Here is a 25,613-nt window from a genome sequence, read left to right as displayed (position 1 = left end):
ATTCCAAATTAATCGGTAAGCTCAGAAAGGTTATTGTCAACAGTATCTAACTTTTACAACTTCTTTTCCATTTGAATTTGCAGAAGCAGAACATGTAGAAACTGTTTTGTTTGCATTATAAAGGATTACTCTTTAAACCCGCTTTGCAAACTAATATAATATTTCCAGTTTATTATCGGAAGGAAAGTGAATAAGTGAAGAGATTATAATCCTGATTGGTTGTGTTCTTATCCCCATAGCTGAAGCTATGGGTTGTTTTCTCCTTCTACAATTTTTATTTCTTCTTCGGTTAAGCCGTAAAGCCCGTAAACGAGCTGATCTATTTGCCGGTCTATGGTTTCGTGTTTTATTTTATACAGCCCACGGTTTTAACCGTGGGAAAATAAAATAATTTTTATAACCGTTTTAACGCCCGCCAGCCGGTAGGCGGGGTTTATAATTTCAACCCGTATTTTTTAATAAACAAATCTGATTCCTCCTTCAAACCGATGAATCGGTTTTTTGTTTTGTCTTTTATCTAAGTTCCCACGAATAAATTCGTGGGCTGCCAAAATTTTCTATTTCCACAAAGATTCTCTGGTTATGTGTTGTATTCTTATCCCCATAGCTGAAGCTATGGGTTGCTTGCTCCTTCTACAATTTTTATTTCTTCTTCGGTTAAGCCGTAAAGCCCGTAAACGAGCTGATCTATTTGCCGGTCTATGGTTTCGCATTTACGTTGAAGATAATTTATATCGCTTTCTGTTTTGGCTTGCTGGAGTTGCTTTTTTGTGGTGAGCATTTGATCGGCAAGAGAGTGAAGTTTATTATCAATTATTTTTGTCGGGAATGTAGATAATTGTTTAATTGTAAACCAAGGATAAAGAGTATCAAAGATTGAGTATTTATTTTTCAGATACCAAGCGGCTAAACGTGAAGACAATAAACCGAGAAAAGTTTTTAATACGGCCTCTTCATTTTTCTCTACTATTAAAATATAAAGAGACTGATCAATTGCTAACGGTTCGCTTATAAATGTACCAATTATTTTATCTCCTAAAATCTTTCTTAGAACAACTTTTGGATTCATAAAATACTCAGGAGTTCTTGGTTCTGCTAACCAATCACCATATGAAAGATACTTACCTGAATAATTAAAAGAATATTTAAATACATCTTTCCCTTTTATCTCTGGTAAATATGTTTTATCGATAGGTTTGTCAGAATGATATGATTGTAATTCTTTATCTTTCTTTGTTTGGTGCCCACCACCAAATTTCGATTTTCCATAACCGTCCGTCCTATATGCATGAATTCCTCTGTTTATTTTACAAAAATGAGACAAAGGTTTAGAATCATTTTCAATTTTATTAATTAAATAATCTGTAATAGTTGACTTATTGGGTTTAATTATTCCTTCAGCATAAGCATCATTAGGTGCTAAGTTATTGGCAATGATATATTTCTGTGGGGAGTTAAATCTTATAATATCAAATGATGAAGGTTTCTCATTGACTGAAATTATTATAATTGAATTTTCTAGAGTAACATTTTGAAATACAGGATAATCAAAGACTATTAATTTCTCAATCTTATGTTTTAATAATAATTCATCTCTCATTTTTTTAAAGTAATCTGAATTAAGCCATGAATCTGATATTATATATGAAAATTTTCCTTTGTTTTTAATTAATGATAGTGCCCTTTCTATGAAGTAAACATAATAATCAGTTTGATATTGATTGAACTTAAAATGCGTTTTGAAATATTCACTAAATCTTTTTCCAGCTGAGTACAGATATGGTGGATTTCCTACAACCGCATCAAAGCCACCAGCCCCCTCAACTCCCCCCAAAGGGGAGCTTTTAAAGATATGCGGAAATACATTCTCAAAATCCATAGGCTTAAGCTTCAGTTCATTAACCCTGCCTACCGGACAGGCAGGCCCTCCTGTTTCCTCCCCTTTACTAAAGGGGAGGATTAAGGTGGGGTTCAAAATATCTGTTCCAATAAGCGAGTTGCCGCAAATAATGTTTTTATTCAGATCCGGTAAAATCTGTTCTTTAAACATCACCCAGGTATCGTTTGCTGTCGCTGTGGTTTCATCTTCAAGTAATTTTAAATAAAGGGAAAGCTGTGTTACTTCAACTGCCTGCTGGTCTAAATCAACTCCGTAAATATTGTTGGTAAGTATTTTCTGCTTCTGCTGCAGGGATAAACGGTAAGCACCTTCAAATAAAATGCAGCCGTCTTTCTTTGCCTGCTCAGGATTCTCTAAGTACCAGCGTTTGTGGTAATCAAGTATTCTTTCATAAACAGTAATTAAAAAGGAACCGCTTCCACAGGCAATATCTGCAAAACGCATTTTTGCAATTTCCTTTGGAGTTTTGCCTTTCCCAAAGGGACGGTCTCCCGCAATCAGTTTTACAATTGTGTTATCAACTATATAATTAACAATGTACTGCGGCGTGTAATAAACTCCGCCGGCTTTTCTTACTTCCGGTTTTTCATCAATCGTTACACGTTTATCGGTTGCATTAACAACCTTGCCAAGAAATCTTTCATAAATGGAACCGAGAATATGTATCGGAATTGCATCAAAGTTATAAGGCGTGTTATCGTAGGATAATCCTTCACAGATAGAGGAGAATGTTTTATCTTCCGGCTCAACAATATTACGGGAATCAATTAAGCTCTTCTTAAAAACAACGCCATTATACTTTGCATCAAGAGTACGGCTTGCGCGTAAAAACTTTTCCCATGCACTTAACTCTTGTTTATTGCTTTCAACTTTATCAACAAGTCCGACCTCTCCCTTAGTCCCTCTCCTTTGTAAGGAGAGGGAAACAGGGTGAGGTTTTACAAACTCGCTTACATAGTGGTGCGGTTCAATCATTTTATCTTCAAGAAATTTAATAAACACAAGCCGGTCAATAGTCCGCTGTGTTGCCTCGGTTAGCTCTTCACTTGTAAGATGGGCATTATTTTTTTTAAATGATTTTGCAAGCGTTGTTCTTATCGCATCAAGCTCAGTTAAAAATGCTTCATCAATTTTCTGGTAGGATTCTTTTACTAATGCTTTTTTCTTTCCCTTTGGTTTTGGTAATGCTTCGGTAAACTTTTCAATAGAATTGTCTGCAACAGCTTCACGCGAAAAGAGGAAATAAATTTCTTTGAACTTTTCTTCATTTGCATAATCATCAAAGGTAAAGCTTTTTATTTTGTAGTTAAGTATTTCATTTATGTCTGGTCTAAAGCGGCAATCAAGGATTATAAACTCTTCAAAATCGGTAAGCAATGCAACAGGAGTGTTTGCATTCCATCCATAACGTACGGTTTGAAAAAAGTAATCTTTATTCTCAAGATCGTGATAAGGTTTTTTAGCTTCAACAAAAAATTTAACATCGCGGTAATTTGGGGAAAGGTAAAAAGTATAATCGGCGCGCTTTTGTGCTTTAGCAACCTGCACAGGTTTTTCAACTCTTACTTCCTGCTCATAAGGATTTTTTTGCTCATCGTGTCTTACATCCCAGCCAAGCGCAATAAAAAACTTATTGATAAAATCATTTCGTACATCAGCTTCGGAATAGCTTGTGCTTAAATAAACTTTTTTGTTTTCCTTAAAATCATTAACAAGATTGGATACTGTTATAAAAGCATTTTCGAATGACATCCGCAAAACTCCTGATCGGTTGCCTAAAAATAGATAAAAAGGAAAGGAAAGGGAATAAAGAAGAAAATAAAGATTCTTACAGATATACATCTTGAAAGAGATAGTGAAATTCTAAGTGATAGTAAGATTATAATGAAAGGACTAATGCAAGCCATTTGGTTGTCATAAATAATTTTCTACATCTTCCACCTGCCTTTGCCGGCAGGCAGGTCAACAGCCAACCATCAACCATTTTTTTTGCAGGTTGTCGTTTTTGTTCCTCAGAGGTTCGATTACTCTTTGCTTGGAATACCTTGGTGGAAGTTAAAAGAACCAATCCCTTTTTCATCCCTTTGGATGATTGTTTTTATGTTTGTAATGCATTAGTTTTTTTTATAAAATACATCGTTCATTCATTTAAAGGAGATTAATATATGTGGAAGAAAACTTTGCTGATAATAGGGCTTACCGCATTGATGGTTGCTCAGGTGAATGCACAGAGCGTAAGTCTGGGTCCCCAGGTCGGCTATTTTAAAACTATGGATTCCGATAGAAGTAATTATACTGGGGGAGTAGCCTTGCGCGCGAAATTGATACCAATTCTTGGTGTAGAAGCATCCATTAATTATCGACAGGAAAAATATGGGGACGGTCTCTTAACGGTTCGTAGTTGGCCCGTGATGATAACCGGTTTAATTTATCCGCTCCCAATTGTATATGGTGCTATGGGAATGGGCTGGTACAACACTACTTTGGATTATGATCAAAGCAAGTTACCGCTTCTTAAAGACGAAACAACACAAAAAGTTGGCTGGCATTTTGGTGGTGGTCTGGAATTGCCAGTCGGTTCAATCAAACTGACGGCAGACATTCGTTACGTCTTTCTGAATTATGATTTTAATCAACTCCCGGGCAGCAATGACATTAGCAGCAATTTTTATGTCATCACCGTAGGCTTCCTCTTTGCTTTATAATTTCTTTCTAACCTGAGTAAAAGAGGAAAGTCAATCGGTTGTATAAAGCGCCAAAGGACAAATTGTTGTTACAATTTCATTTCAATTTTATAAAGGAGGCAGCCATATTAAACCTCCTTTTTAAAATAATTAAAGGTGATGATTTTACTTTAACAATATCATCTTTCTTGACTGAACGAATGAGCCAGCTTTAATTTGATAATAATATATTCCGCTTGGTAAACAACTGCCATTAAAATCAAATTGATAATTCCCGGCAGGTTTTTCTTCATTAACAAGTGTTCCTACTTTTCTTCCAAGAATGTAATACACTTTACACTATAAGAGTAACATTGCTAAAAGTCTCATCCATTGGGGAGTTCGCCGAGTGAATGATGGTAAAATAGAAATCGGAGAAGTTCACTATGAAGACGACACTTCAATCTTCAATCAAATAGGCATCCTTAATCGGTTCCGATTGCATAATTTCTTTCATCATAGATTTTATCTTTTCACTCGGCTCGAAGAAATCAACAATCTTCTCTGTAATATCGACTAACTCCACATCCGTTCCGCTATAAACTAACTCCCACTTCGAGACAATGGCGGTCAGATTTTCGTTCTTAACCAGTATTGCCATTTTATCTTTCATAGTCTCCGTAATATTATTGATTGATCCTTTTCCGAATCCCTGCTCGTGCATCATTGCTTGCCGCAATGTTCCCTCCCGTTCAATTTTGGCTATCGTTTTTTTGTCGTCTTTTTCTTTTGCATTTTTCATTTGCAAACCTAAGGAATCAAAAATCTGTTTCTCTTTGAAGTATTTTGAATTATAGTATGCTACTACAACTGCTCTCGAATCGAAAACTCCAATCCTTTGAGTTGTCTGTGCGTTTGTACCTTTTTCGGGAGTAAAGAATAGTCCGATAAGAATTAAACCCAGAATAGAAATTGAAAAAAAATACTTTTGTGAAAACATAACTACTCCGTTTAATGTTATGAAATTAAATGAATTAATGAACTATCAGAATAAATTAAAAATTCGGATTGCACTATTCATACATATTTTTAGAGTCATATATAGTTCTCCATTCACTTTAATGAATAAGCAATAGATCAAGCTAGAACATCACCATCAGAATCTTCTTCTCTTCTATCACCAACAATAAGACTTACTCCTGCCGTTACCAACGGTATGGATACAACTACTGCTGTGATAATTTGTCCAACAATAAATCCTTTTTTAAGAATGAAGAATAGAAGAACCACAGTTATCATAAGAATTATTCCGCCAATCGTTCTTGGAATTTTTTTTGACAACCAACCAACTCCTACGATTCCCCACCAAGGAAGGGATTCAACTAGGCCTCCCACTGTGAACCCATTTTCTAATGAAACAAATAGCACTAACATCAATCCAACCGCCATAATTATTTTTGTCCCCGACTCACGGTAATTGCCAACCAAAAAAACATTAGACAATGCTTTGGCCGTCAATCCGATGATAACAATAGCATTAAAAAACTCCCAGCTATGATCCCCTTTGTTACTTTGATAGACCGACATAACTATGCACGCAATTATCATTACCGTAAATGCAATATTTCCAGATCGGTACTGAATGCTCATTTGGCGTTCATCAACCAGGGACTTCGCAATGTTGAGCGAAGCTAACGTTGGTCGAAGTAGATACGATCCTGCCAACAAGAACAACCATGATTGATTCTGTGTTAAAGCAAAAATGACGACTCCTGAAATGAAAATACAAGTTGCCAGCCAAAAGATCGGATCTTTTTTAAACATAGTCTTTCTCCTCAAGTTGGAATAGGTTTTCTACGGTTGTATTTAATTTGTGTGCCAATAGTAAAGCAAGTTTGACTGAAAGATTATAGTCACCTCGCTCTATGGCAACAATTGTTTGTCGAGAAACTTTTACTATATCAGCAAGCTGTTGCTGACTTAGCTCTCCATTTTCAAATCGGTATTTCCGTAGTTTAGTTTTCACAATATTCAATAAATGTGTGTAAATATTTAATTCAAGCAAAATATATAGTATGTTTTACATAATGTCAAGTTTAATGTACATATTGAATTATAAACTGTACATCTATTGAGTTATAATTATAAACCCTAAGAGCTTATTTTAACCAACAAGGGAAAACAAGTAGTTTTTGAAGCCGAATAAACAATGGATTAATGAAAAAAATTTTAAGATTGTGGCAAGTAATTGATTAAGTTGTTGTTCTTTCAAAATTAACATTTCTGCTTCGGGAGAGTACTATCCGCGTGATGTAACAGGAATACTCTGGAACTAATGCTCTCACGGAGTAGAACTTATATGTAACTTTAGAATAATTTTATTAAAATCAAAAACTACTCTAACACTTAATTATAGAAGTAAAAATTATTTCAACAACAACATCTTTCTTGTCTGAACGAATGAACCGGTCTTAATTTGATAAAAATATATCCCACCCGAAAGTCTACTTCCATCAAAATCAACTTGATAATTCCCGGCAGGTTTTTCTTCATTAACTAAAGTTGCCACCTCCTTACCAAGCATGTCATTAACTTTTAATGAAACGTTTCCTGCAGTTGGAATCTGATAATTAATTGTCGTTGTTGGATTGAATGGATTTGGGTAGTTTTGATCAAGCCGGAATTTATCCAATTGAATTGAAGTGTAATCCTCCGGAACCGATACCGTTGAACTAATAGTTATATCGTCAAGGTATAAATAGGACCAAACTGAGCTTGCCGCATCTGCCCGGAATCCAATTTCAACAGTCTGCCCTGCGGCAGCGCTTAAATCGAAATACACGTAAGTCCAATTGTTTACAGTATTGTAATAGCATTGGTATTGATCTAAAATAGCCGTGCCAGCTACAAACACTCTAATTTGAGCGCCAACCCAAAGACCGCCACATTCTGAAGTAGTGGAAGCACGATCTTGATAAAACATCCCCATATATACTTTTGGTGTATTCGGTAAAGTAACAGTCTGCTTAATAGAATTTTGTTCGTAAGAAAATCCACCTATCCTTGCCATGTATTGACCGGAGCGTGGAAAGACTTGAGGAGTAATTGATGTGGAATTAAAAAAAGCAGCCGTACCGATAAGTCCATATCCTCCTGAAGAATACTGAATCCATCCAGAAGCAGGTCCTTGTTCAAAATTTCCATTTGCTACACTTTGCGCTGTTACAAATTGGATTTGCAAGATAAACATTAAGAACACACACATAAAAATATATTTCATAATAACCACCTTATTCCTTTGTAATTGAATTTAGCCTCATCTTAGTAGTGGACTAAGCTGAGGATTTACTTTTTCTAAATAAAAGAGATTTCAGAAAAACTTATTTAGATTTCTTTAACAGATTTTGTTTCAGGATATTCGAATTAAGTTTTTCAGTAATCAACCGAGAATTATTTTAAGAACATCATCTTATTAGTCTGAATAAAATTTTCCATTTTTATTTTATAGAAATACACTCCGCTTGCTGCCGGATTACCGGAATCATCAGTTCCATTCCATGTAACTTCATAAACACCGGCGTTCTGAAAGTTATTTACAAGTTCAGCAACTTTTTTACCGCTGATGTCATAAACAAAAAGTTCAACATTTTTTCCCTGCGGTAATGAATAACGAATTGATGTAGTGGGATTAAAAGGATTTGGATAATTCTGATAGACTTCAAATTTTTCTGGTATCCTGGAATCAATTTCAACCACGCCGGTTGCAGTTGCTACACTTGCCCTTATAAACAAGGTGTAATCATTTGGCGAATTAAGCTTATACCAGCTATTACTTGTTGGATCAAATTCATAAGCTTTTCCATTTCCCGGAGGTAAGTCAGCTCCGAGTGCAGGAGCATTTATTCCATCATACTGTAATCCTACCAAAAAATCATTTGCTGCAATTACGTTTGATAAATCAAAATTCTGCCATCCAACCGCAGCAGGAGTATGCGAGTAAGGATTTATTAATATGGAAGTTGGTAAACCTGTGGATGGATTTGCCTTATACATAACTAAGTTAAAATGACCGTTTCCACTTTGGTAATAATCCCCGGAAATATAAATGCTAACTTTTTTTACTTCGGAATTATGCGAAGGTGGAGAAAACCGAACAGCTAATTCCCAATTAGCGGCACTTTCATAAACCCAGGAATCCGGATTATTATCATCATAAATTAAATCAACAGTATTACCGGAGCTGCCACCGGTTATACCTACGGCATCAAATGCATCAACAACTGTGTTATATTCTACTGATCCTCTTCCATAAAGATCTTTTGCAGAATTTGTGCAGGCAGTTCGCAAATCAGAAAACCGAGAATTTTTTGTTAGATAAACAGTTAAACCTCTGTACCAAATCTTACCGGTTTTCCAATGTCCAATAACAGATGCAACATTATAAAAAGCTTTATTCGGAATTCCGGAGTTAATATGCACACCACCCCAATCATTTTGTTCATCATTTGGCAGGTTAACAAACTCATTCATATGCGCAGGCAACCATCCATCATTATAATCACCCTGAGCTTTTCCATTATGCGGATCCTGCATACTTCTTAAACCATCACCAGGAATACCGGGTGTATAGACGTCTTCACCCATCAACCAATTTGTACTATCGGCTAAACAACCAAATGCATCGGACATTGCTTCATTCATTGCACCGGGTTGGTTCTCGTAAACCAAATCAGCGGTGCTGCTAGTTACAGCATGAGTCATTTCATGGGTAATTACATCAAAAGCTCCAGCCAAATTAGAATATTGAACGCCATCGCCATCGCCATATGTTAAACATACACCATTCCAGAAGGCATTATTATAATTTTCTTTAAAATGAAGAATATTTAATATTGATTTTCCTTTGTTATCAAAACTGTTTCTGTTGAAATGCGATTTGTAAAATTCATAAACCTTTCTGGAATAAATATGCGCATCAATTGCTGCTTTTAGTCTTTCATTGTCGCTAAAGTTATTATCATTATTCGGATCCACAATTACTACCGCTTTTATATAACCATTTCCTGCCGTATCATTTTTAGCATCGAAAGAAACTATACAGCCAATAGATTGAAAGCTATCAATCGGCGGTTTATACATTGGAAGCGAAGCATCAATCATTGCATAATCACCACCCCAAAGGTAAGTATTAATTGATTTCGTCTGCCCATTTAAACCTTTTCCTGTCCCAATTTGTGGTCCATCGTATCTTAACCCGTCATCAATTTTTATTATTTCGCCAGTATTTGCATCAATAAATATTTGCATGTTAGGGTTGTAATAGGACGGGAGTGAAACTTCATAAACCAAAACCAAGGTGTTGTTTTTATCGTAAATGTTTAGTTCGGCAAATTCTTTTTCTGATTTATAGTTACCAAGTTTATTCTTTGCAATATTTATTGCACTCAAAGTGTTCAGCAAAGGAGTGGTGTTGATATCTGGTGTTGGATAATACCTTCCGTTAACTGATTCCACAGATCCGTCCGGATTGATATGAACAATTAATTGTCCGTGAAAAATCTTTACTCCATTTATTTCCTGCTGATATTTTATATGAGTAATTGACAGATTATCTGTAAAAGAAGAAATAGCTTTTAATTCATGTGCGGGGTTTTTCAAACCAAACAATTCATTATTTTCTGATAAAAATTTTATTCCATCAATTGATTTATCTGAATTAACCACATAGCCGGAAGAAGTAAGTCTGCCACCAACAAATACGGGAGTAGAGTATTGGTTGTTCCATTCAACTTCCAGTTTATGATTTATTTTAGTTTGCAGTACATTCAATCCTTGCTTTGCATCATGTGAATAAAATTTAACAATTCGGTTTTTAGATTTTATTCCCGCACTAATTGGAATGGAACCGCAGAACACAAAAATTACTAATAAAATTATTTTGTAAATATTTTTCATGATCAGCACCCTCTAATTGTTTATTGATTGTTTTATTATTTGCTTTATCTCCGCATCAAATTTTCTAAGATTTGGGGGAACATTATCATCCGGTGAGACACCCACCCACGAGTATTTATATTCTTTAGAATCATTTTTTATAGTTATAAATGAAATGATATTACCACTATGCCGGTAATCTAAATTTAGTATATCACTGGAATCGATTAATTTATTTACAAGTTCAATCTGTTCATCATTTAGTTTTCCAAATAATATTTTATTTGAGTCAGTAATAGCAATTCCTTTCCATGAATATATAATTCCAAGGCTATCAATAAAGTGCCCTTCGTATCCGCCTGTAAATCCACCTCCGGAACCAATCGTTAGTTCATAATTTATTTTGGATTTAGAAATAGAATTAATTCCTTGTCCCGTAGAACAGAAAGCAAAAACACAGCATAGAATTCCTGCAAGAACGATTATATGTTTTTTCATATTACTCCCGGGTTATTTTAGGATGAATATATATAAAGGAACAATAAAGTTACGTGCTCAAGCCATCCTTTCATAAAAAAAATGTCTAAAGTTCATCCAAGAACATTCCGTTACAAAACCGCCATAGTATTGGCATGTAAGTTTTTGTTTTTTGTGCCTGCTTGCTTCGGGCAAGTCAAGATATTTTAAATAATTTTTATATCATCCATCAATCCCGCTAGCGGGATCAACCATTGCGGCATGCCGCGCTATGTTATATTCCAGTTTATCATTTCAGGAAAATCATTTTCATAGTTTTCACAAATCTTTCTTCGGAAGCAATAGCTTTTGCATCAATTCTTAATAAATAAATCCCGCTTGATAAATTTTCCGCAATCCATTGCTTTCTGTAATAACCCGCAGGCTGAACTTCATTTACAAGTTCAGCCACCTGTTCTCCAATAACATTAAAAATACGTAACTCAACTCTGCTATCATTTGGTAATGCATAATTTATTGTTGTAGAGGGATTGAAAGGATTGGGATAGTTTTGAGAAAGATTAAAAGAGCCGGGCAATAGGCTGTCTATTACAGTTGCTTTACTATCAACTCTAAATTCACCGCCGCTAGTTGTTTTAAGTATGGTCCCGAAGTCTCCAACAACATAAATAGTATTTTCATTAATTATTGAAATATCATTTAAGCATCTCATTATATTTCCAACTTGCACAGTCCACTTTTCACCCGCAGTATTGGTTGTTAAAATAATACCTTTTTCATTTTCACCCACATTTTCATAATTGCTATAGCCACCCACAATATATCCCTTTCTGCTATTAACAAATTTTACCTTAAGAAGCGGAAGATCAGTTCCACTATTTTGAAACACCCAATTTTTTCCTCCATCAATTGTTTTTAGAATTTTACCATTATCCCCTACTACCCAGCCAACGTTTTGATTTATAAACCATATGGAGTTTAACCGTTTATCATATCTAAAGATCGGATTATCTGGCCAACCAGGCCAAGTATTTCCATAATCAGAAGTTTTAACAATCTCCCAAAAACCTTTATCCAATTCAAAATCCCACCTATATCTTATTGCATATGCAGTAGAAGGTTCCGGGCTATGAACAGCATAGTATTCGTCATAAACATAAATATAATTTTGCCAATTGTTACCACCATCTGTTGTATGTTTTAATATTCCATCCCCAACTTGCCAACCATTAAGAGCATCATTAAAAAACACATCTTCTATATAGCCTTCATTATATCCTCCACATATATAAGTTGCTGTGTAATCTGCATCCCAACTGTTTCCACCGTTTGTTGTTTTACCATAAAATCCTCTACCACAACTTCTATTATTATCTATACTTCCTCCTCCCCCTACAAAGCCATTATTCTCATCTACAAACCAGACCGTTTTTGACCACCATACCCCAAGTGGATAATCTTCGGGAACAAGTCTATTAAAAGTCCAATTAAAACCACCATTAGTTGTTTTAAAAACTTTAGTAAAATAAGTCGTTACCCATCCCAAATTTTCATTTATAAAATAACTGTCTGTAAAATGATCGAATTTATCAAAACCAAACAATTGCTCCCATGTTGTTGAGGAAGGTAGTATACTAACTGTGAACGGATCACTAAACAGCTCAAAAGCTAAGTGTAAAACTGGTTGATGTGTACGAATTTGTATCCTGATATTATTGCCTAAAATATTGGTACTGGTACCAGGGGATATATTCCAATTAAAATAACCATTTTGCATATTTTCATTTGATCCAATTGTTGTTAGGAACTGTTCGCCTTTATAAGCCGTTAATCCTTGAACCACAAAATCAGGACTACTTTCCCACGTAATTGTGCATACATTTCCATATTGATATTTATTTCCTGCTACAGGTGCCGTAAATTTAAAATAAAAGTAATTATATTTGCATAGCTTTCCTCCATCACCAACTACCCAAATAAGACCAGGATTTAACATCATAAATGAGTTAAATGTCGGATTGAAATAACTCTGCTCAAATGTTGAACCACCATCTGTAGTTTTTAATAATCTATCGTCAGTTAGAATCCAACCGGTAGTTGTATTTGTAAAATACATCGATCTAAGTTGGTTGAAGTTGTAAACAGTTGGATTGTTATAAGCTGACCAGACATTGCCGCCATCAGTTGTCTTAAGAAGAAAATTCACTCTCTGGTTAACTCCGGCAAATCCATTTCTCTCATCAACAAAGAAAACTGATTTTATATTTTCTGTTACTCCAGAATTTTCCTGCACCCAGGTATTGCCTCCATCAGTGGTTTTTAAAATTTTACCATTATCACACGCTGCCCAGCCTATATCTGCGGCAAAAAAATGAATTGAATTAATATTATTAGTAATCCCTGTAGTTTGTTGAATCCAGTTATTTCCACCGTTTGTTGTTCTTAGAATTGTTCCACCTATCCCACATACATAACCCACCTGTTCGTTAATAAAACTGTTACTTAATAAAGTTGATGTTACTCCTGATACTTGTGTTATCCAGTTCAGTCCGCTGTTGGACGTTTTAAGAATTTTCCCGCCGGCACCAATTATCCATCCCACAGAAGAATTAATAAATTGAATTGAATTCAGATTATTTGTAACACCTGAAGAAACAACATTCCAGTTACGACCGCCAGTTGCTGTTGATAAGATTAATCCGTTATTACCAACGATAAAACCATTTTGATCATTTACAAAGTAAACACCATTAAGGTTTTTATTTGTTCCGGTCTCTAACCAATACCAATCCATTATTCTATAATCACTGATTGCAAAAATTCCATCGCTAATATCATAAATGTTTCTTTGGTTCTTGGCTACTATTTTAACCTTACAGTTATTAGAAAGGTTATCTGGTACTCTCCAGCTAAATATGTAATCTTTTACATCTGCAGTTCCAATTAAACTCCAAGTTGAACCATTATCTAAGGAATAATGTAAATCTACTTTTCCAAGATCTTTCAAACCAACCCATTTAATGTTACATTCAGTACCTATTTGAAAATTTTCTCCGCCATTTGGATATGTCAATTTCAAAGGAGGAACATAAATAGAAAAGCTGTTGCTACTCATATCCTTAAAATCAGCATCATAAAGATCGGTTAAGATTATTTTGCAATTTGTTGAATTTTCAATTGGTACTGTCCATACATAAGAACCTAACTCTGCCGGGTATGAATTCTCAATTGTTTCAGTATAATTATTTATTCTGGATTGAATTTTAATTCTGGATATATTTCTCGAAGTCCACTTAATTGTAAAGTCATTACCTGCTTCAAGGTGTTCACCCCCGTTAGGAGTACTAAGTACTATTTCAGGAACAAATATTATACGGAATTTTGGACTAACGGTAACAACAGAAGTATCACTGTAGTCCCTTACTCTTATCCTATATTCACCTTCCACGGTAACTTCAATTTTCCAATTAAATAATTGATCAGAAGCATTAATATTATCAACTATTTTTTCCCACTTAACACCGTTATCGGATGTAAATTCAATATTTACCTTGGGGATATTAATGCTGTACCATTTAATCTGGTATGTATTTCCTATATACCATCTTTCAGTTCCTGTTGGAACAACCGTAGAGATAAATTTGCTGAGTGTTATATTAAATACCGCATCACTCTCATCTGTTATATTATCATCCTCTTTATCCGTAACTTTTATTTTACAATTACCACTTACAGTTGAAGGTACCTGCCAAACAAAGCCGCCTCCATCTGCGCCAGAATTGGTCTTATCAACTATAAGTTGCCAATGCGCACCGTTGTCTGAAGTATATTCAAGTTTAACATCCCGGATATTTTTACTTTGCCATGTAATAGCAAAGTCAGCCCCCGGTTTTATATTCTCTCCACCATTGGGTGCGCTTACCTGTAATGAAGTTATAGTGAAAACTCTATCGCTGGAATCAGTTATAGACCCAGCCGGATTTTTAATTTTTACTCTGCACTTTACAGATGGTGTATTTGGTATGTTCCAGGTGAAACTACCTGAACTGGATGGTTTATTAAACGCTACTGAATTCCAGTTCAAGGCATCGTCTATTGAATAGTAGATATTTAACCAACCAATATTTGTGCTCAACCAGGAAATATTTTTGGTTTTGCCGGCTTGTAATTTTTCACCACCGTTTGGAAAAGTAACAAGAAGTGCTGAAATCGAAAAGACATTATTGCTAGTATCAGAAATTAAAGAATTCCCAGCATCGCTTATTCTAACAAGACACATATTTGAATTTATGTTTGGTAAAGTCCACTGGTAATTTGAAGGTGAAGCGGGCACGCTACTAATGATGTTAGTCCATGTTATACCATTATCTTTAGAGTAATCCAATATAACATTGCTGATATAGCTGCTTGTCCAGGTGATGTTTTTTGTTGTACCAACAAGCCAAAGTTCACCTCCATTTGGAGAGGTTAAAGCAATTGATGGCTGGTAGATTGTAAAGGTATTATCACTTAGATCATTATAAGAAGAATTGGAAACATCACTAATTCTTACTTTGCAATTAGTTGATGGCGTAATGGGTACCGTCCAGGAATAACTTCCAAGTACTGAAGGGTTACTTGCAATTATTATAATCCAGGTTGAACCGCTGTTAGTAGAATATTCTAATTTTACATTCGCTATGTTAGAACTATTCCAGGTAATGTTTTGTGATGTTCCAACTTTCCATGATTCACTTCCATTTGGGGAAGTAAGAGTAAGCGAAGATATGGTAAAGACATTATTGCTTGAATCTTTTTGTGATGGATTTGCGGGATTACTTATTCTTACCCTGCATTGAGTAGAAGGATTGTTCGGGACAGTCCAGTTATAAGAGTTTACAGATATAGGTGTACTGCCAATTATTACATTCCAATTGCTACCGTTGTTTGTTGTGTATTCAAGCTTTACATTATTAAAATCCGTATATGCATAAAGCCAGTGAATACTTTGTGAAGTTCCAGCAGCCCAATTTTCACCACCATTCGGAATAGTCTGCTCCAGTTTGCTTATTGTAAAATCTGAATTACTAATGTCAAAGGTACTCAGGTTAGCGTCATCAGCTGCTTTTATTCTGCAATTAGCCGAAGGACTTAATGAGCTTGAAGCGGATTGAATCGTCCAGCTAAAACTTCCGGTATTTGCCGGAGTGTTTCCTATATATGTCCAGTTTCCACCGCCGTTAGTTGAACAATATAACCTAATATTGTTCACGTTGCTGCTTGTCCATGTTATATTATGAACTGTTCCTGCCAGCCAGTTTTCTCCACCATTTGGTGAGATAACAGTAATTGATGTTGATGCCGGAATACTAAATAGATTATCGCTAACATCATTTACCGTCGCATCCGCAGCATCACTTACTCTAACCTTACAGGTTGTAGATGGAGTGTTGGGGATTGTCCACGTATAAGTACCTGAAGCAGCCGGAACTGAATTTATTATCGAGATCCAGGTTGATCCATTGTTGGTTGTGTATTCAATCTTCACATTATTCACATTAGAACTCGTCCATAAAATATTCTGCTGAGAACCAATCTGCCAGCTCCCACCCCCATTTGGACTTGTTACTATTAATTCTTTAAATATTTGCGAAACAGAACCATTATAGTATTCAACTAAAAAAGTTTGGGCATGTACATTTGCAATTTCACATTCAGTGGTAATGAAATTTAGATTACTAATACCTCCATTATAATGGAATTTCAGATCTAGGAGTTTTGAATTTCCCAGATTGAGAGGAGTAGTATTAAACCACCCGATTGTAATAAACCCATTGGAAGCATTAACTGCAAAGTTTCCGGTTGTTGGCTGGTTTTCCACACCACTAAATGTAAGTACTGTTGAATTATATTGTATCTTTAAAGAAATCGCTCCAATATTATTAAAATTTGATACAGTAATTGGAACCAGGATTGTGTCACCAACTACCGCAGTTACGTTTCCAATTGTCATAGTAATTGTCGGTTGTGCAGTTATCGTAAACACATTATTACTGAGATCGTTTATAGTTGAATTGCCGGCATCGCTTATTCTTACTTTGCAGTTTGTTGATGGAGAATTCGGGATTACCCAATTGTAGCTTGCAGGAGTTGCTACCACACTTGCAATGATTGTATTCCAGCTTGTTCCATTGTTTGTTGTGTACTCAATCTTAATATTATTCACATTAGAACTCGTCCAGGTGATGTTCTGGTTAGTTCCAACCAGCCAGTTCTCACCGCCATTCGGTGAAGTTAATGCAATTACGGGCACTGGTAAAGTACTGATTGTAAATAATCCATCGCTTACATCATTTACCGTTGCATCACCGGCATCGCTTATTCTTACTTTGCAATTTGCTGAAGGTGTATTGGGAACCGTCCAGGACATTCCAAGAGTTGCATCAACGCTTGGGTCAATAACTATCCAGCTTGTTCCATTATCTGTTGTGTATTCTACTTTTACGTAAATGAATCCGGACTTCGTCCAGGTAATATTATGTTGAGTTCCTACACGCCAGTTTTCTCCTCCGTTAGGTGAAGTAAGTGTAATCGACTTTTGAGAAATTGTAAAAGTATTATCACTAAGATCATTTACCGTTGCATCACCGGCATCACTTATTCTTACTTTACAATTTGCTGATGGAGCATTCGGGATTACCCAGTTGTAGCTTGCAGGTATTGCCGCCACACTTGCAATGATTGTATTCCAGTTTGTTCCGTTGTTGGTTGTGTACTCAAGTTTTACGTTAGTTACATTACTACTTGTCCAAGTAATGTTCTGGTTAGTTCCAACCAACCAGTTCTCACCGCCATTTGGAGAAGTTACAGTAACTGCTGGCTGATAGATTGTAAAAATATTATCGCTAAGATCAATTACCGTTGCATCACCGGCATCACTTACTCTTACTTTACAATTTGCTGAAGGTGTATTAGGAACAGTCCAGGACATTCCAAGAGTTGCATCAACACTCGGATCAATAACTATCCAGCTTGTTCCATTATCTGTTGTGTATTCTACTTTTACATAAGTGAATCCGGACTTCGTCCAGGTAATATTATGTTGAGTTCCTACACGCCAGTTCTCTCCACCATTTGGAGAAGTAAGATTAATCGACTTTTGAGAAATTGTAAAAGTATTATCACTAAGATCATTTACCGTTGCATCACCAGCATCGCTTATTCTTACTTTGCAGTTAGTTGAAGGTGCATTTGGGATTACCCAGTTGTAGCTTGCAGGTATTGCCGCCACACTTGCAATGATTGTATTCCAGTTTGTTCCATTGTTGGTTGTGTACTCAAGTTTTACGTTAGTTACATTACTACTTGTCCAAGTAATGTTCTGGTTAGTTCCAACCAACCAGTCCTCTCCTCCGTTTGGACTAGTAACGGTAACACCCGACTGGTAAATATTAAATGTATTATCACTTTCATCAATGAAGGCATCATCACCATCTCCCCATACTTGTACTTTACAGGTTGTTGATGGAGTATTTGGAACTGTCCAGCTATAACTGCCAGTTGCAGCCGCCACAGAAGCCGCAACAAGTGTCCAACTACTTCCGCTTGTTGTCTGATAATAGATTGAAACATTTGTAATAAAATTACTTGTCCAGGTAATATTATGTTGAGTTCCTACACGCCAGTTTTCTCCACCATTGGGTGAAGTAAGAGTAATCGACTTTTCATATACAGTAAAAGTATTATTACTAACATCATTTACTGTTGCATCTGCAGCGTCACTAATTTTTATCTTACAATTTGCCGATGGTCCATAATTAACAGACCATAAATAGCTTCCGGTTGCGGCACTTGTACTTGCCGTTACTACATTCCAGTTTGTTCCGTTGTTAGTTGTAACTTCAATCTTAATATTTGTTACATTACTGCTTGTCCAGGTTATGTTACGGGTTGTTCCATATTCCCAGTTCTCTCCTCCGTTTGGAGAGATAACGGTTATCGTTTTAGGAACATTAGAATATTTCAGCAAAGTACTAGAAGAACCGCAAGCCCAACCTGTATTTGCATCTAAAAAGAATAGTGATTTAATTATGGAAGTAACGCCGCTTGCCTGGCTGCTCCATGTAGTACCACCGTTTGTTGAATGAATAATAGTTCCAGCATCATCGGCAGCCCAAATTGTTTGGTTGTCAATCGCACGGATATCATAAAGAGCATTCGTAATACCGGTGGTGCAAAGCGTCCAGTTAGTTCCTCCATTATTGGTTTTATAAACCGTACCATTTCCACCTGCTAAAAAAGCGTTATTCACATCAAGAGCAAAAACAGAGGAAAAACTTTCGCTGCCTACTGTGCCACCAGTCCAGTTAGCACCTCCATCTGTTGTTTTAGTCCATTGCCCGCCTGGTCTGCAGCTCCAACCGTTGTTTTCGTCAAGAAAGAATAAATCATTTACATAAAAACCTCCCGCATTAACTAAACTCCAGCTTGTACCGCCATTAGTTGTTTTAAAAATATATCCATTTGTTCCACCTACATAACCGGTGGTTGAAGAAACGAATGAAATTCCATCAAGCGTGTTTAATTGGGGAGCCCATGCCGGTGTGGTTTTTTGAATCCAGGTTGAACCGCCGTTTGTTGTAGCATAAACAAATTTATCGCCAACAATTGCAAATGCAGTGTTTTGGTCAACTACGCTTACTTTTTTAAAACCGTAATTTGTTGATTGATCAATCCAGGTAGTTCCGCCATTTGTAGTTTTAACAGAATTAGAACCACCAAAAGCCCAACCGTTGTTTGCATCAAAGAAATGAATTGTATTAAAGTCAACACTTACCGGGCTTGTCTGCTGTGTCCATTGTGTGTAAGCATTACCGCACAAGAACAGAATCAATGCGATTGTAAAAATTAGATTCTTCATTTTATTACCCTCTATAAAATTTATTTTTAGTAACCCAAAATTATTTCCTGAATTGAGCTTAAATTTTCCTTGAGTACATAAGCTAATGCTCCGGCTTCTCTTGCTGCAATTCTAAGCGAATCATCATTGAAATTTGTTGTAATAATTATTTTTGCTTCGGGATATGATTTCACGATTTCATTCGTTGCAGAAATTCCATTCATCTCTTTCATCTTAATATCCATTAGTACCCAATCCGGTTTGTATTTGTTGTAATCATTAACAGCCTGCTTACCATTGCTGCATTCATAAAATTGTTTAAACAATCCGGAAAAGGAATCTTTAATCATCTGCCGGATTCCAGCATTGTCATCAACTATCATTATTTTCATAAACACACCTTCTTTTCGGTAAGTAAATTGATAAGTATTAATCAATAAGAAAATAGTTGGAAGTACTTATTTTATATGAGTAGAGCTACTCAGGTTAAAGGTGCTGGCAAATTAAAAAGTTAGTTGAAGAATGAATCCAGTGTTAAGTCAAACATCAGAAATAAAAAGGGGAATTAGATCAATTATTCAATATTTACCATCTCACGCCTGTCCGCCGAGTCTGTTGCAGAACTAATCAGCTCGGCTGTCACGGACCAAGAGCCTGTCCGAGAACTAGTATTGCAAGAATAAAAATCCAATAAGAGGGGGTTATAAATTATTTAAATGCAATATTGTGAAAATTAATTTAACAAATCTAAGTTCTCGGACAGACTCCCAATCCGTGACAGAAGCGCAAAACATACACAACCAGAACAATTCAGTCACGGTGTGGACCGTGACTGCCAAATGAAAAAATTAGATGTTGATTTAGAGTTGGATTTAGAAAAGCTGCTTGTTTTCTATGGCAAACTTTATTAATGAATTGATCCCGTGCAGTTCAAGTTTATTACAGATATTCATCCTGTGATTTTCCACAGTTCTTTTGCTTATAAATAAAACATCTGCTATTTCCTTACTGGTTTTCTTTTCAGAAATTAATTTTAAAACCAGTCGTTCTGAAGGAGATAGTTTATTTAATCCTGTTTTCTCAATTTTATCTTTGCTAAGTTTTTCTCGGTTTAAGAGCAAATCAGAAATTTGCGGACTTATATAATGCTTGCCATTTATCACCCCTTTAATGCATTCAATAATATCATCGGTGGCACTTTCTTTTAACACATATCCACTAACTCCAATATCCATTGCATGAAAAAATACTTCCTCTTCTTTGTGCATAGTAAGGAAAATAATCTTTACTCCAATTTCTTTTCCGCGGAGCGTATTTACAACTTCAAACCCGGTCAATCCTGGCATTCGGATATCAAGTATTGCAACATCCGGTTTAAGCTTTTCTATTAATTTAACAGCGGTTTTTCCATCACCGGTCTCAGCAGAAATAATAAATGATTCCTCTGAAGAAATAATTTCTGACAGACCTTTTCTGAAAATTGGATGGTCATCGGCGATAACTATGCTAACTTTTTTTTGCAATTATGCCCTCAATAATTGGTAGTTCAATTTTTAAAGTTGTTCCATCGTTTGGTGCAGATAAAATATGTAAACGACCATGAATGAAATTTATTCTTTCTGTAATTCCTTTTAATCCAAAGCCCATTTGTTTCTTCTCACTACCAGCCGGTATGCCCCTGCCATCATCACGGATTATAATTACTACTTTATCCTTTTCCCTGTTAATTGAAACAATTCCTTGTTCAGCATCTGAATGTTTAATGATATTATTTATACCTTCCTGAATTATCCTAAAAATATTTATTTCCACATCAGCAGGAAACAATCCATCAATATTATCAGTGTATACCGAGAATTTAATATTGCTCGATTCAGACGATTTATTGAGCATAGATTGAATGGTATTTGTTAATCCAAATTCGTCCAGATTGTATGGATGAAGATTATAGGCTATTTTTCTTACATCTTCTATTGATTCTAAAGCTAAGTCCGAAATATTTTCAAGCTGCTTTTTTATGTCTTCATCTGTTTTACTTTTCAATCCCAATTTAGCGCGATTATTCATAATTAAAAGATTTTGTCCTATTCCATCATGCAATTCACCGGCAATTCTTTTCCTTTCCATTTCCTGAGAATCAATAAGCTGCTTGGAAAACTGCTGCTGAATTTCCTTTTCATTTTTTAATTGATTGAATCTTGTCTTAATAAAAACCAACACAATACTTACAAACAGCAAAACGGAAAGACTCTGAAACCACCAGGTTTTCCAATAAGGCGGCGATATAAAAATCTTGATTGCAATTCCCTTATTGTTCCATACTCCATCGCTGTTTGATGCTTTAACTTTAAAAATATATTCGCCTGGTTCCAAATTTGTGTAAGCAGCATAACGCCGTGTGCCAGAATAAATCCATCCGGAATCCGCACCCTCCAGTTTATAAGCATATTGATTTTTGGCAGGATCTGTAAAATCGAGTGCAGTAAACTCAAAGGAAAAATAATTGTCTGAATAAGAAAGAGCAACCTGCTCACCATCAAGCAGGAATTTTTTCAAATTTATTTCCTTGTTAAAAATTCTAAACTTTGAAACAACAATATTTGGCTGGAAGGTATTTTCCAAAAGACTGTCCGGATAAAAACTTGTTAAACCATTTATGCCGCCAAAAAAAAGCTTCCCTTTTTTATTTATTAAAAATGCTCCGGTGTTAAACTCGTCTGATGCCAAACCGTCTTTCAAATCATAATTTTTAAATTTTTCTTCTTTTGTATTGAATTTGGTAATTCCTTTATTTGTAGATAACCATATGTTTTCTTTCCTATCAATTAGTATCCCATAAATAACATCGTTTTGCAATCCATCTTTTTCAGAATAATAATGGACTGTATTTTTAACCGGATCGAATTTTACCAATCCCGCATCTAAAGTCCCCAGCCAAAGGATGTTATTTTTATCTTCAGATATTGCAAAAATGGCTTTAATAGCCGGTAACTTTTGGTTTTGTTCTGTTTGAAAATATCTTGTGAATTTACCGGTAGTCCGGTTTAAAAGATTTAACCCGAGTGAAGTACACAACCAAATGTTGCTTTTACTATCTTCAAAAATTCGAAGGACAATATTATCTCGAATGCTGGTTAAATCATTCGGATCATTCGTGTAGCTTTTATATTTATTCCTTAATTGATCAAATTTAATTAACCCTCCACCGTAAGTACCAAGCCATAAAACGCTGTCACCATCATTAAATACACATCTTATCAAATTGAATGGAATACTATTTTTATCGGAATAGCTGTTTACAAAGCGAACAAATTTGTTCTGACTGATATGATATTTATTTAATCCTTGTTGAGTTCCAATCCAAAAATTACCAGCTCTGTCTTCCGTTATTGCCCAAACTTTACTATTGCTTAATGAATTCTTGTTAAGCGGATTATGAAAAAATTTTGTCAGCTTTTTTGTAATCGGATCAAATTTATTAAGTCCATCATCTGTACCAATCCACAGGTTTTCATTTCTATCTTCAAAGATGGAACGCACGCTACTATTACTTAATGGAAATTCCGAATTCGGATTAGACGAAAAGTTATCAAACTTTTTAGTCGTGATAAGCAATTTGTTCAAGCCGCTTGTATTAGTGCCAGCCCATAAGATTCCGTTTCTATCAAGCAAAATTGAAGTGATATTATTTTCGCTTAAGCTATTTAAATTATTTTCATTCTTCTGAAACCGAACAAATTTTTTCTCTTCTTCATTAAAGTAATTCATTCCTTCCTCAACTGTTCCAATCCATATACCACCAATTTTGTCCTTGTAAACAGTTTGGATATCATTTCCACTTAAGCTTGCATTATTTTGGGGATTATTGCGGAATATTTCAATTTTATTGGTTTTAAGATTTAAAATATTAAAACCGTCCGCTGTTCCAATAAATAATTTATCGGGTGAACCAAAACAAATAGAAGTTATAATATCAGAGCTGATGCTGTTGTTATCATTTGGATTGTGTTTATAATTGTAAAACTTCTCGGTTGCTTTATGGTATCTGTTTAATCCTCCACCAAATGTACCCATCCACAAATTTCCGCTTTCATCACCACAAATGGATATTACACTATTATGACTAAGACTGTTAACATTTTTATTGTGTAAATATGTGATAAAATTATTATTCCTTTTATCAAACTTGCTTACGCCACCCAGGTATGTTCCTACCCAAATTGTTCCGTCTGTATCCTCATACAAAGATAAAACAGATTCCCCTTGCAAAGAGTTTTTATTATTCGGTTTGGGAACAAAACAAGTAAACCTGTTATTAATTGGATCATATTTATTTAAACCACCAAGAGTACCGATCCACAAAAAGCCATCTCTATCTTCCAGCAGGCAGGTTACTAAGTTTCCAAGAATAGAATTTGAATCCGAAGGATTGTGTTTGAACACTGTAAACTCATAACCATCATAACGATTCAGGCCATCTTGTGTACCGAGCCATAGAAAACCATGTTTATCTTGCAGAATACATCGCACATTTGCTTGCGATAAACCAGCCTCAAGAGAAATGTGCACGAACTTATTAGAAAAGTTTTGAGAGAAACAATTAACTGAGAGATAAAGGAAAATTAAAAATATTGTTGAGTTGTTTATCATGGAAATCATTTTATGAAAAGCCTGTCTGATTTTAAATAAATTATATGTGGGAAACAAGCAAAAATAATTTATTAGACGGGCGTTGTGTTATGGCTGATTCAATCTCCTAATTCGATTTATCATCAATGTTCTAAAGAAAAGAGTTAGCCGGGTAACAATTAAAACAATTTGATGCCACTAAAAAATCAGGGCATTGGTATTTTCATCTTTATAACCTATCTTATAAAAAGATAACCTCTTCAAAACAAATTGAAGAAAATAATTCTATACATCAAAAAAGAAAGAAGGATTATATGACAACTCTTAAAGAAGGAATGAATGGTACTGAAGTAAAGAATCTTCAGCAAAAATTGAATGAACTGGGATTTAATCCTGGAGCTATTGATGGCGATTTCGGATCGGGAACTGAAGCCGCACTAATAAATTTTCAAAAGAGCAAGGGATTGCTTGCCGATGGGATTGCCGGACAAAATACTTTAGATGCATTGGGTTTGGATATTAAAGTTGAAGTTCCAGATTCAACTTCCAATGTTACCGTTGCGATTGTATGTAAAATGTTTCCATCTGCTCCAATTGATAACATAAAAAAATATCTGCCATATATTCTTAATGCTTTGGCTGATGAAGGATTGAATGATAAAAGATTTATTTTAATGGCGCTTGCAACTATCCGTGCAGAAACAGAAGGTTTTGTCCCGATAAGTGAATACATTTCACGTTACAATACTTCGCCGGGTGGAAAGCCTTACGATCTTTATGATAACAGAAAAGATATTGGCAACCAGGGTGCGCCTGATGGAGCCAGTTTTAAAGGAAGAGGATTCATTCAGTTAACTGGCAGAGCCAATTATCAAAAGTATGGTAATGCAATTGGATTGGGAAATAAGTTGATTGAAAATCCAGACCTTGCCAATGACCCGGAAATTGCAGCCAAGCTGCTAACTAAATTTCTTAAGGATAAAGAAATGAAAATTAAAGAAGCGCTCCTGGATGATGATCTGAAGTCTGCCCGGCGGTTGGTAAATGGTGGAAGCCATGGGCTGGATCGTTTTACAAATGCGTTTGAAACCGGTAATACATTAATAGCCTGATATGAATTTTACAGCGGAAC

14 protein-coding genes are annotated in these 25,613 nt (G+C 35.4%); 2 read left to right on the top strand and 12 right to left on the bottom strand.

Features of this window, described 5'->3' with window-relative positions:
* Positions 1-613: 613 nt before the first annotated feature.
* Together NTX22_09790 and NTX22_09785 are read right to left on the bottom strand one after the other, a co-directional pair.
* The gene (locus NTX22_09790; protein ID MCX6150804.1) at positions 614-3,652 is read right to left on the bottom strand and encodes an N-6 DNA methylase; all 3,039 of its coding nucleotides are present in this window, start codon (positions 3,650-3,652) and stop codon (positions 614-616) included.
* A gap of 127 nt (positions 3,653-3,779) precedes the next feature.
* On the bottom strand, positions 3,780-3,980 hold the full coding sequence (locus NTX22_09785) for a hypothetical protein (protein MCX6150803.1): 201 nt from the start codon (positions 3,978-3,980) through the stop codon (positions 3,780-3,782).
* Between the two features lie 100 nt (positions 3,981-4,080).
* Between NTX22_09785 and NTX22_09780 the strand changes: the two genes are divergently transcribed.
* Positions 4,081-4,605 carry an outer membrane beta-barrel protein gene (locus NTX22_09780; protein ID MCX6150802.1) on the top strand — a complete coding sequence of 175 codons (525 nt, stop codon included), beginning with the start codon at positions 4,081-4,083 and terminating at the stop codon, positions 4,603-4,605.
* Between the two features lie 144 nt (positions 4,606-4,749).
* Here the strand turns inward: NTX22_09780 and NTX22_09775 are convergent, their stop codons facing one another.
* The 10 genes from NTX22_09775 to NTX22_09730 all read right to left on the bottom strand — a co-directional run bounded on the left by NTX22_09775 (position 4,750) and on the right by NTX22_09730 (position 24,511).
* Positions 4,750-4,917, bottom strand: a complete 168-nt coding sequence (locus tag NTX22_09775; GenBank protein MCX6150801.1) for a T9SS type A sorting domain-containing protein — start codon at positions 4,915-4,917, stop codon at positions 4,750-4,752.
* A 106-nt stretch (positions 4,918-5,023) separates the two neighbouring features.
* Positions 5,024-5,563: a hypothetical protein gene (locus NTX22_09770; GenBank protein ID MCX6150800.1), complete on the bottom strand. Its 540-nt coding sequence runs from the start codon at positions 5,561-5,563 to the stop codon at positions 5,024-5,026.
* 137 nt (positions 5,564-5,700) lie between these two features.
* Positions 5,701-6,288 (bottom strand): hypothetical protein, encoded by a 588-nt coding sequence (locus tag NTX22_09765; protein MCX6150799.1) that lies wholly within the window; start codon positions 6,286-6,288, stop codon positions 5,701-5,703.
* Positions 6,289-6,988: 700 nt separating this feature from the next.
* On the bottom strand, positions 6,989-7,843 hold the full coding sequence (locus NTX22_09760) for a T9SS type A sorting domain-containing protein (GenBank protein ID MCX6150798.1): 855 nt from the start codon (positions 7,841-7,843) through the stop codon (positions 6,989-6,991).
* Between the two features lie 170 nt (positions 7,844-8,013).
* Positions 8,014-10,518 carry a M4 family metallopeptidase gene (locus NTX22_09755; GenBank protein ID MCX6150797.1) on the bottom strand — a complete coding sequence of 835 codons (2,505 nt, stop codon included), beginning with the start codon at positions 10,516-10,518 and terminating at the stop codon, positions 8,014-8,016.
* 12 nt (positions 10,519-10,530) lie between these two features.
* Positions 10,531-10,995, bottom strand: a complete 465-nt coding sequence (locus tag NTX22_09750) for a hypothetical protein (GenBank protein ID MCX6150796.1) — start codon at positions 10,993-10,995, stop codon at positions 10,531-10,533.
* 268 nt (positions 10,996-11,263) lie between these two features.
* Positions 11,264-19,873, bottom strand: a complete 8,610-nt coding sequence (locus NTX22_09745) for a YCF48-related protein (protein ID MCX6150795.1) — start codon at positions 19,871-19,873, stop codon at positions 11,264-11,266.
* 26 nt (positions 19,874-19,899) lie between these two features.
* On the bottom strand, positions 19,900-20,244 hold the full coding sequence (locus tag NTX22_09740; GenBank protein MCX6150794.1) for a response regulator transcription factor: 345 nt from the start codon (positions 20,242-20,244) through the stop codon (positions 19,900-19,902).
* A gap of 480 nt (positions 20,245-20,724) precedes the next feature.
* Complete coding sequence (locus tag NTX22_09735; GenBank protein MCX6150793.1) at positions 20,725-21,375, bottom strand: response regulator transcription factor; 651 nt, start codon at positions 21,373-21,375, stop codon at positions 20,725-20,727.
* The gene (locus NTX22_09730) at positions 21,359-24,511 is read right to left on the bottom strand and encodes a triple tyrosine motif-containing protein (GenBank protein MCX6150792.1); all 3,153 of its coding nucleotides are present in this window, start codon (positions 24,509-24,511) and stop codon (positions 21,359-21,361) included. The genes NTX22_09735 and NTX22_09730 overlap by 17 nt, the downstream gene beginning before the upstream one ends.
* Positions 24,512-24,795: 284 nt before the next feature.
* Here NTX22_09730 and NTX22_09725 point away from each other — a divergent pair, with 284 nt between their 5' ends.
* Positions 24,796-25,593 carry a peptidoglycan-binding protein gene (locus NTX22_09725; protein ID MCX6150791.1) on the top strand — a complete coding sequence of 266 codons (798 nt, stop codon included), beginning with the start codon at positions 24,796-24,798 and terminating at the stop codon, positions 25,591-25,593.
* Positions 25,594-25,613 lie beyond the last annotated feature (20 nt).

This window comes from Ignavibacteriales bacterium (assembly GCA_026390815.1).
Lineage (GTDB): Bacteria > Bacteroidota > Ignavibacteria > Ignavibacteriales > SURF-24 > JAPLFH01.
Note: the sequence above shows the minus strand (reverse complement) of the source record. Positions and strands in the feature narration are given on the sequence as shown.

Excerpts from the sequence above, each read along its gene's own strand:
- NTX22_09730 (MCX6150792.1), bottom strand. The coding sequence starts at position 24,511 with ATGATTTCCATGATAAACAACTCAACAATATTTTTAATTTTCCTTTAT.
- NTX22_09740 (MCX6150794.1), bottom strand. The coding sequence starts at position 20,244 with ATGAAAATAATGATAGTTGATGACAATGCTGGAATCCGGCAGATGATT.
- NTX22_09790 (MCX6150804.1), bottom strand. The coding sequence starts at position 3,652 with ATGTCATTCGAAAATGCTTTTATAACAGTATCCAATCTTGTTAATGAT.
- NTX22_09755 (MCX6150797.1), bottom strand. The coding sequence starts at position 10,518 with ATGAAAAATATTTACAAAATAATTTTATTAGTAATTTTTGTGTTCTGC.
- NTX22_09725 (MCX6150791.1), top strand. The coding sequence starts at position 24,796 with ATGACAACTCTTAAAGAAGGAATGAATGGTACTGAAGTAAAGAATCTT.
- NTX22_09785 (MCX6150803.1), bottom strand. The coding sequence starts at position 3,980 with ATGAAAAAGGGATTGGTTCTTTTAACTTCCACCAAGGTATTCCAAGCA.
- NTX22_09750 (MCX6150796.1), bottom strand. The coding sequence starts at position 10,995 with ATGAAAAAACATATAATCGTTCTTGCAGGAATTCTATGCTGTGTTTTT.
- NTX22_09745 (MCX6150795.1), bottom strand. The coding sequence starts at position 19,873 with ATGAAGAATCTAATTTTTACAATCGCATTGATTCTGTTCTTGTGCGGT.
- NTX22_09770 (MCX6150800.1), bottom strand. The coding sequence starts at position 5,563 with ATGTTTTCACAAAAGTATTTTTTTTCAATTTCTATTCTGGGTTTAATT.
- NTX22_09760 (MCX6150798.1), bottom strand. The coding sequence starts at position 7,843 with ATGAAATATATTTTTATGTGTGTGTTCTTAATGTTTATCTTGCAAATC.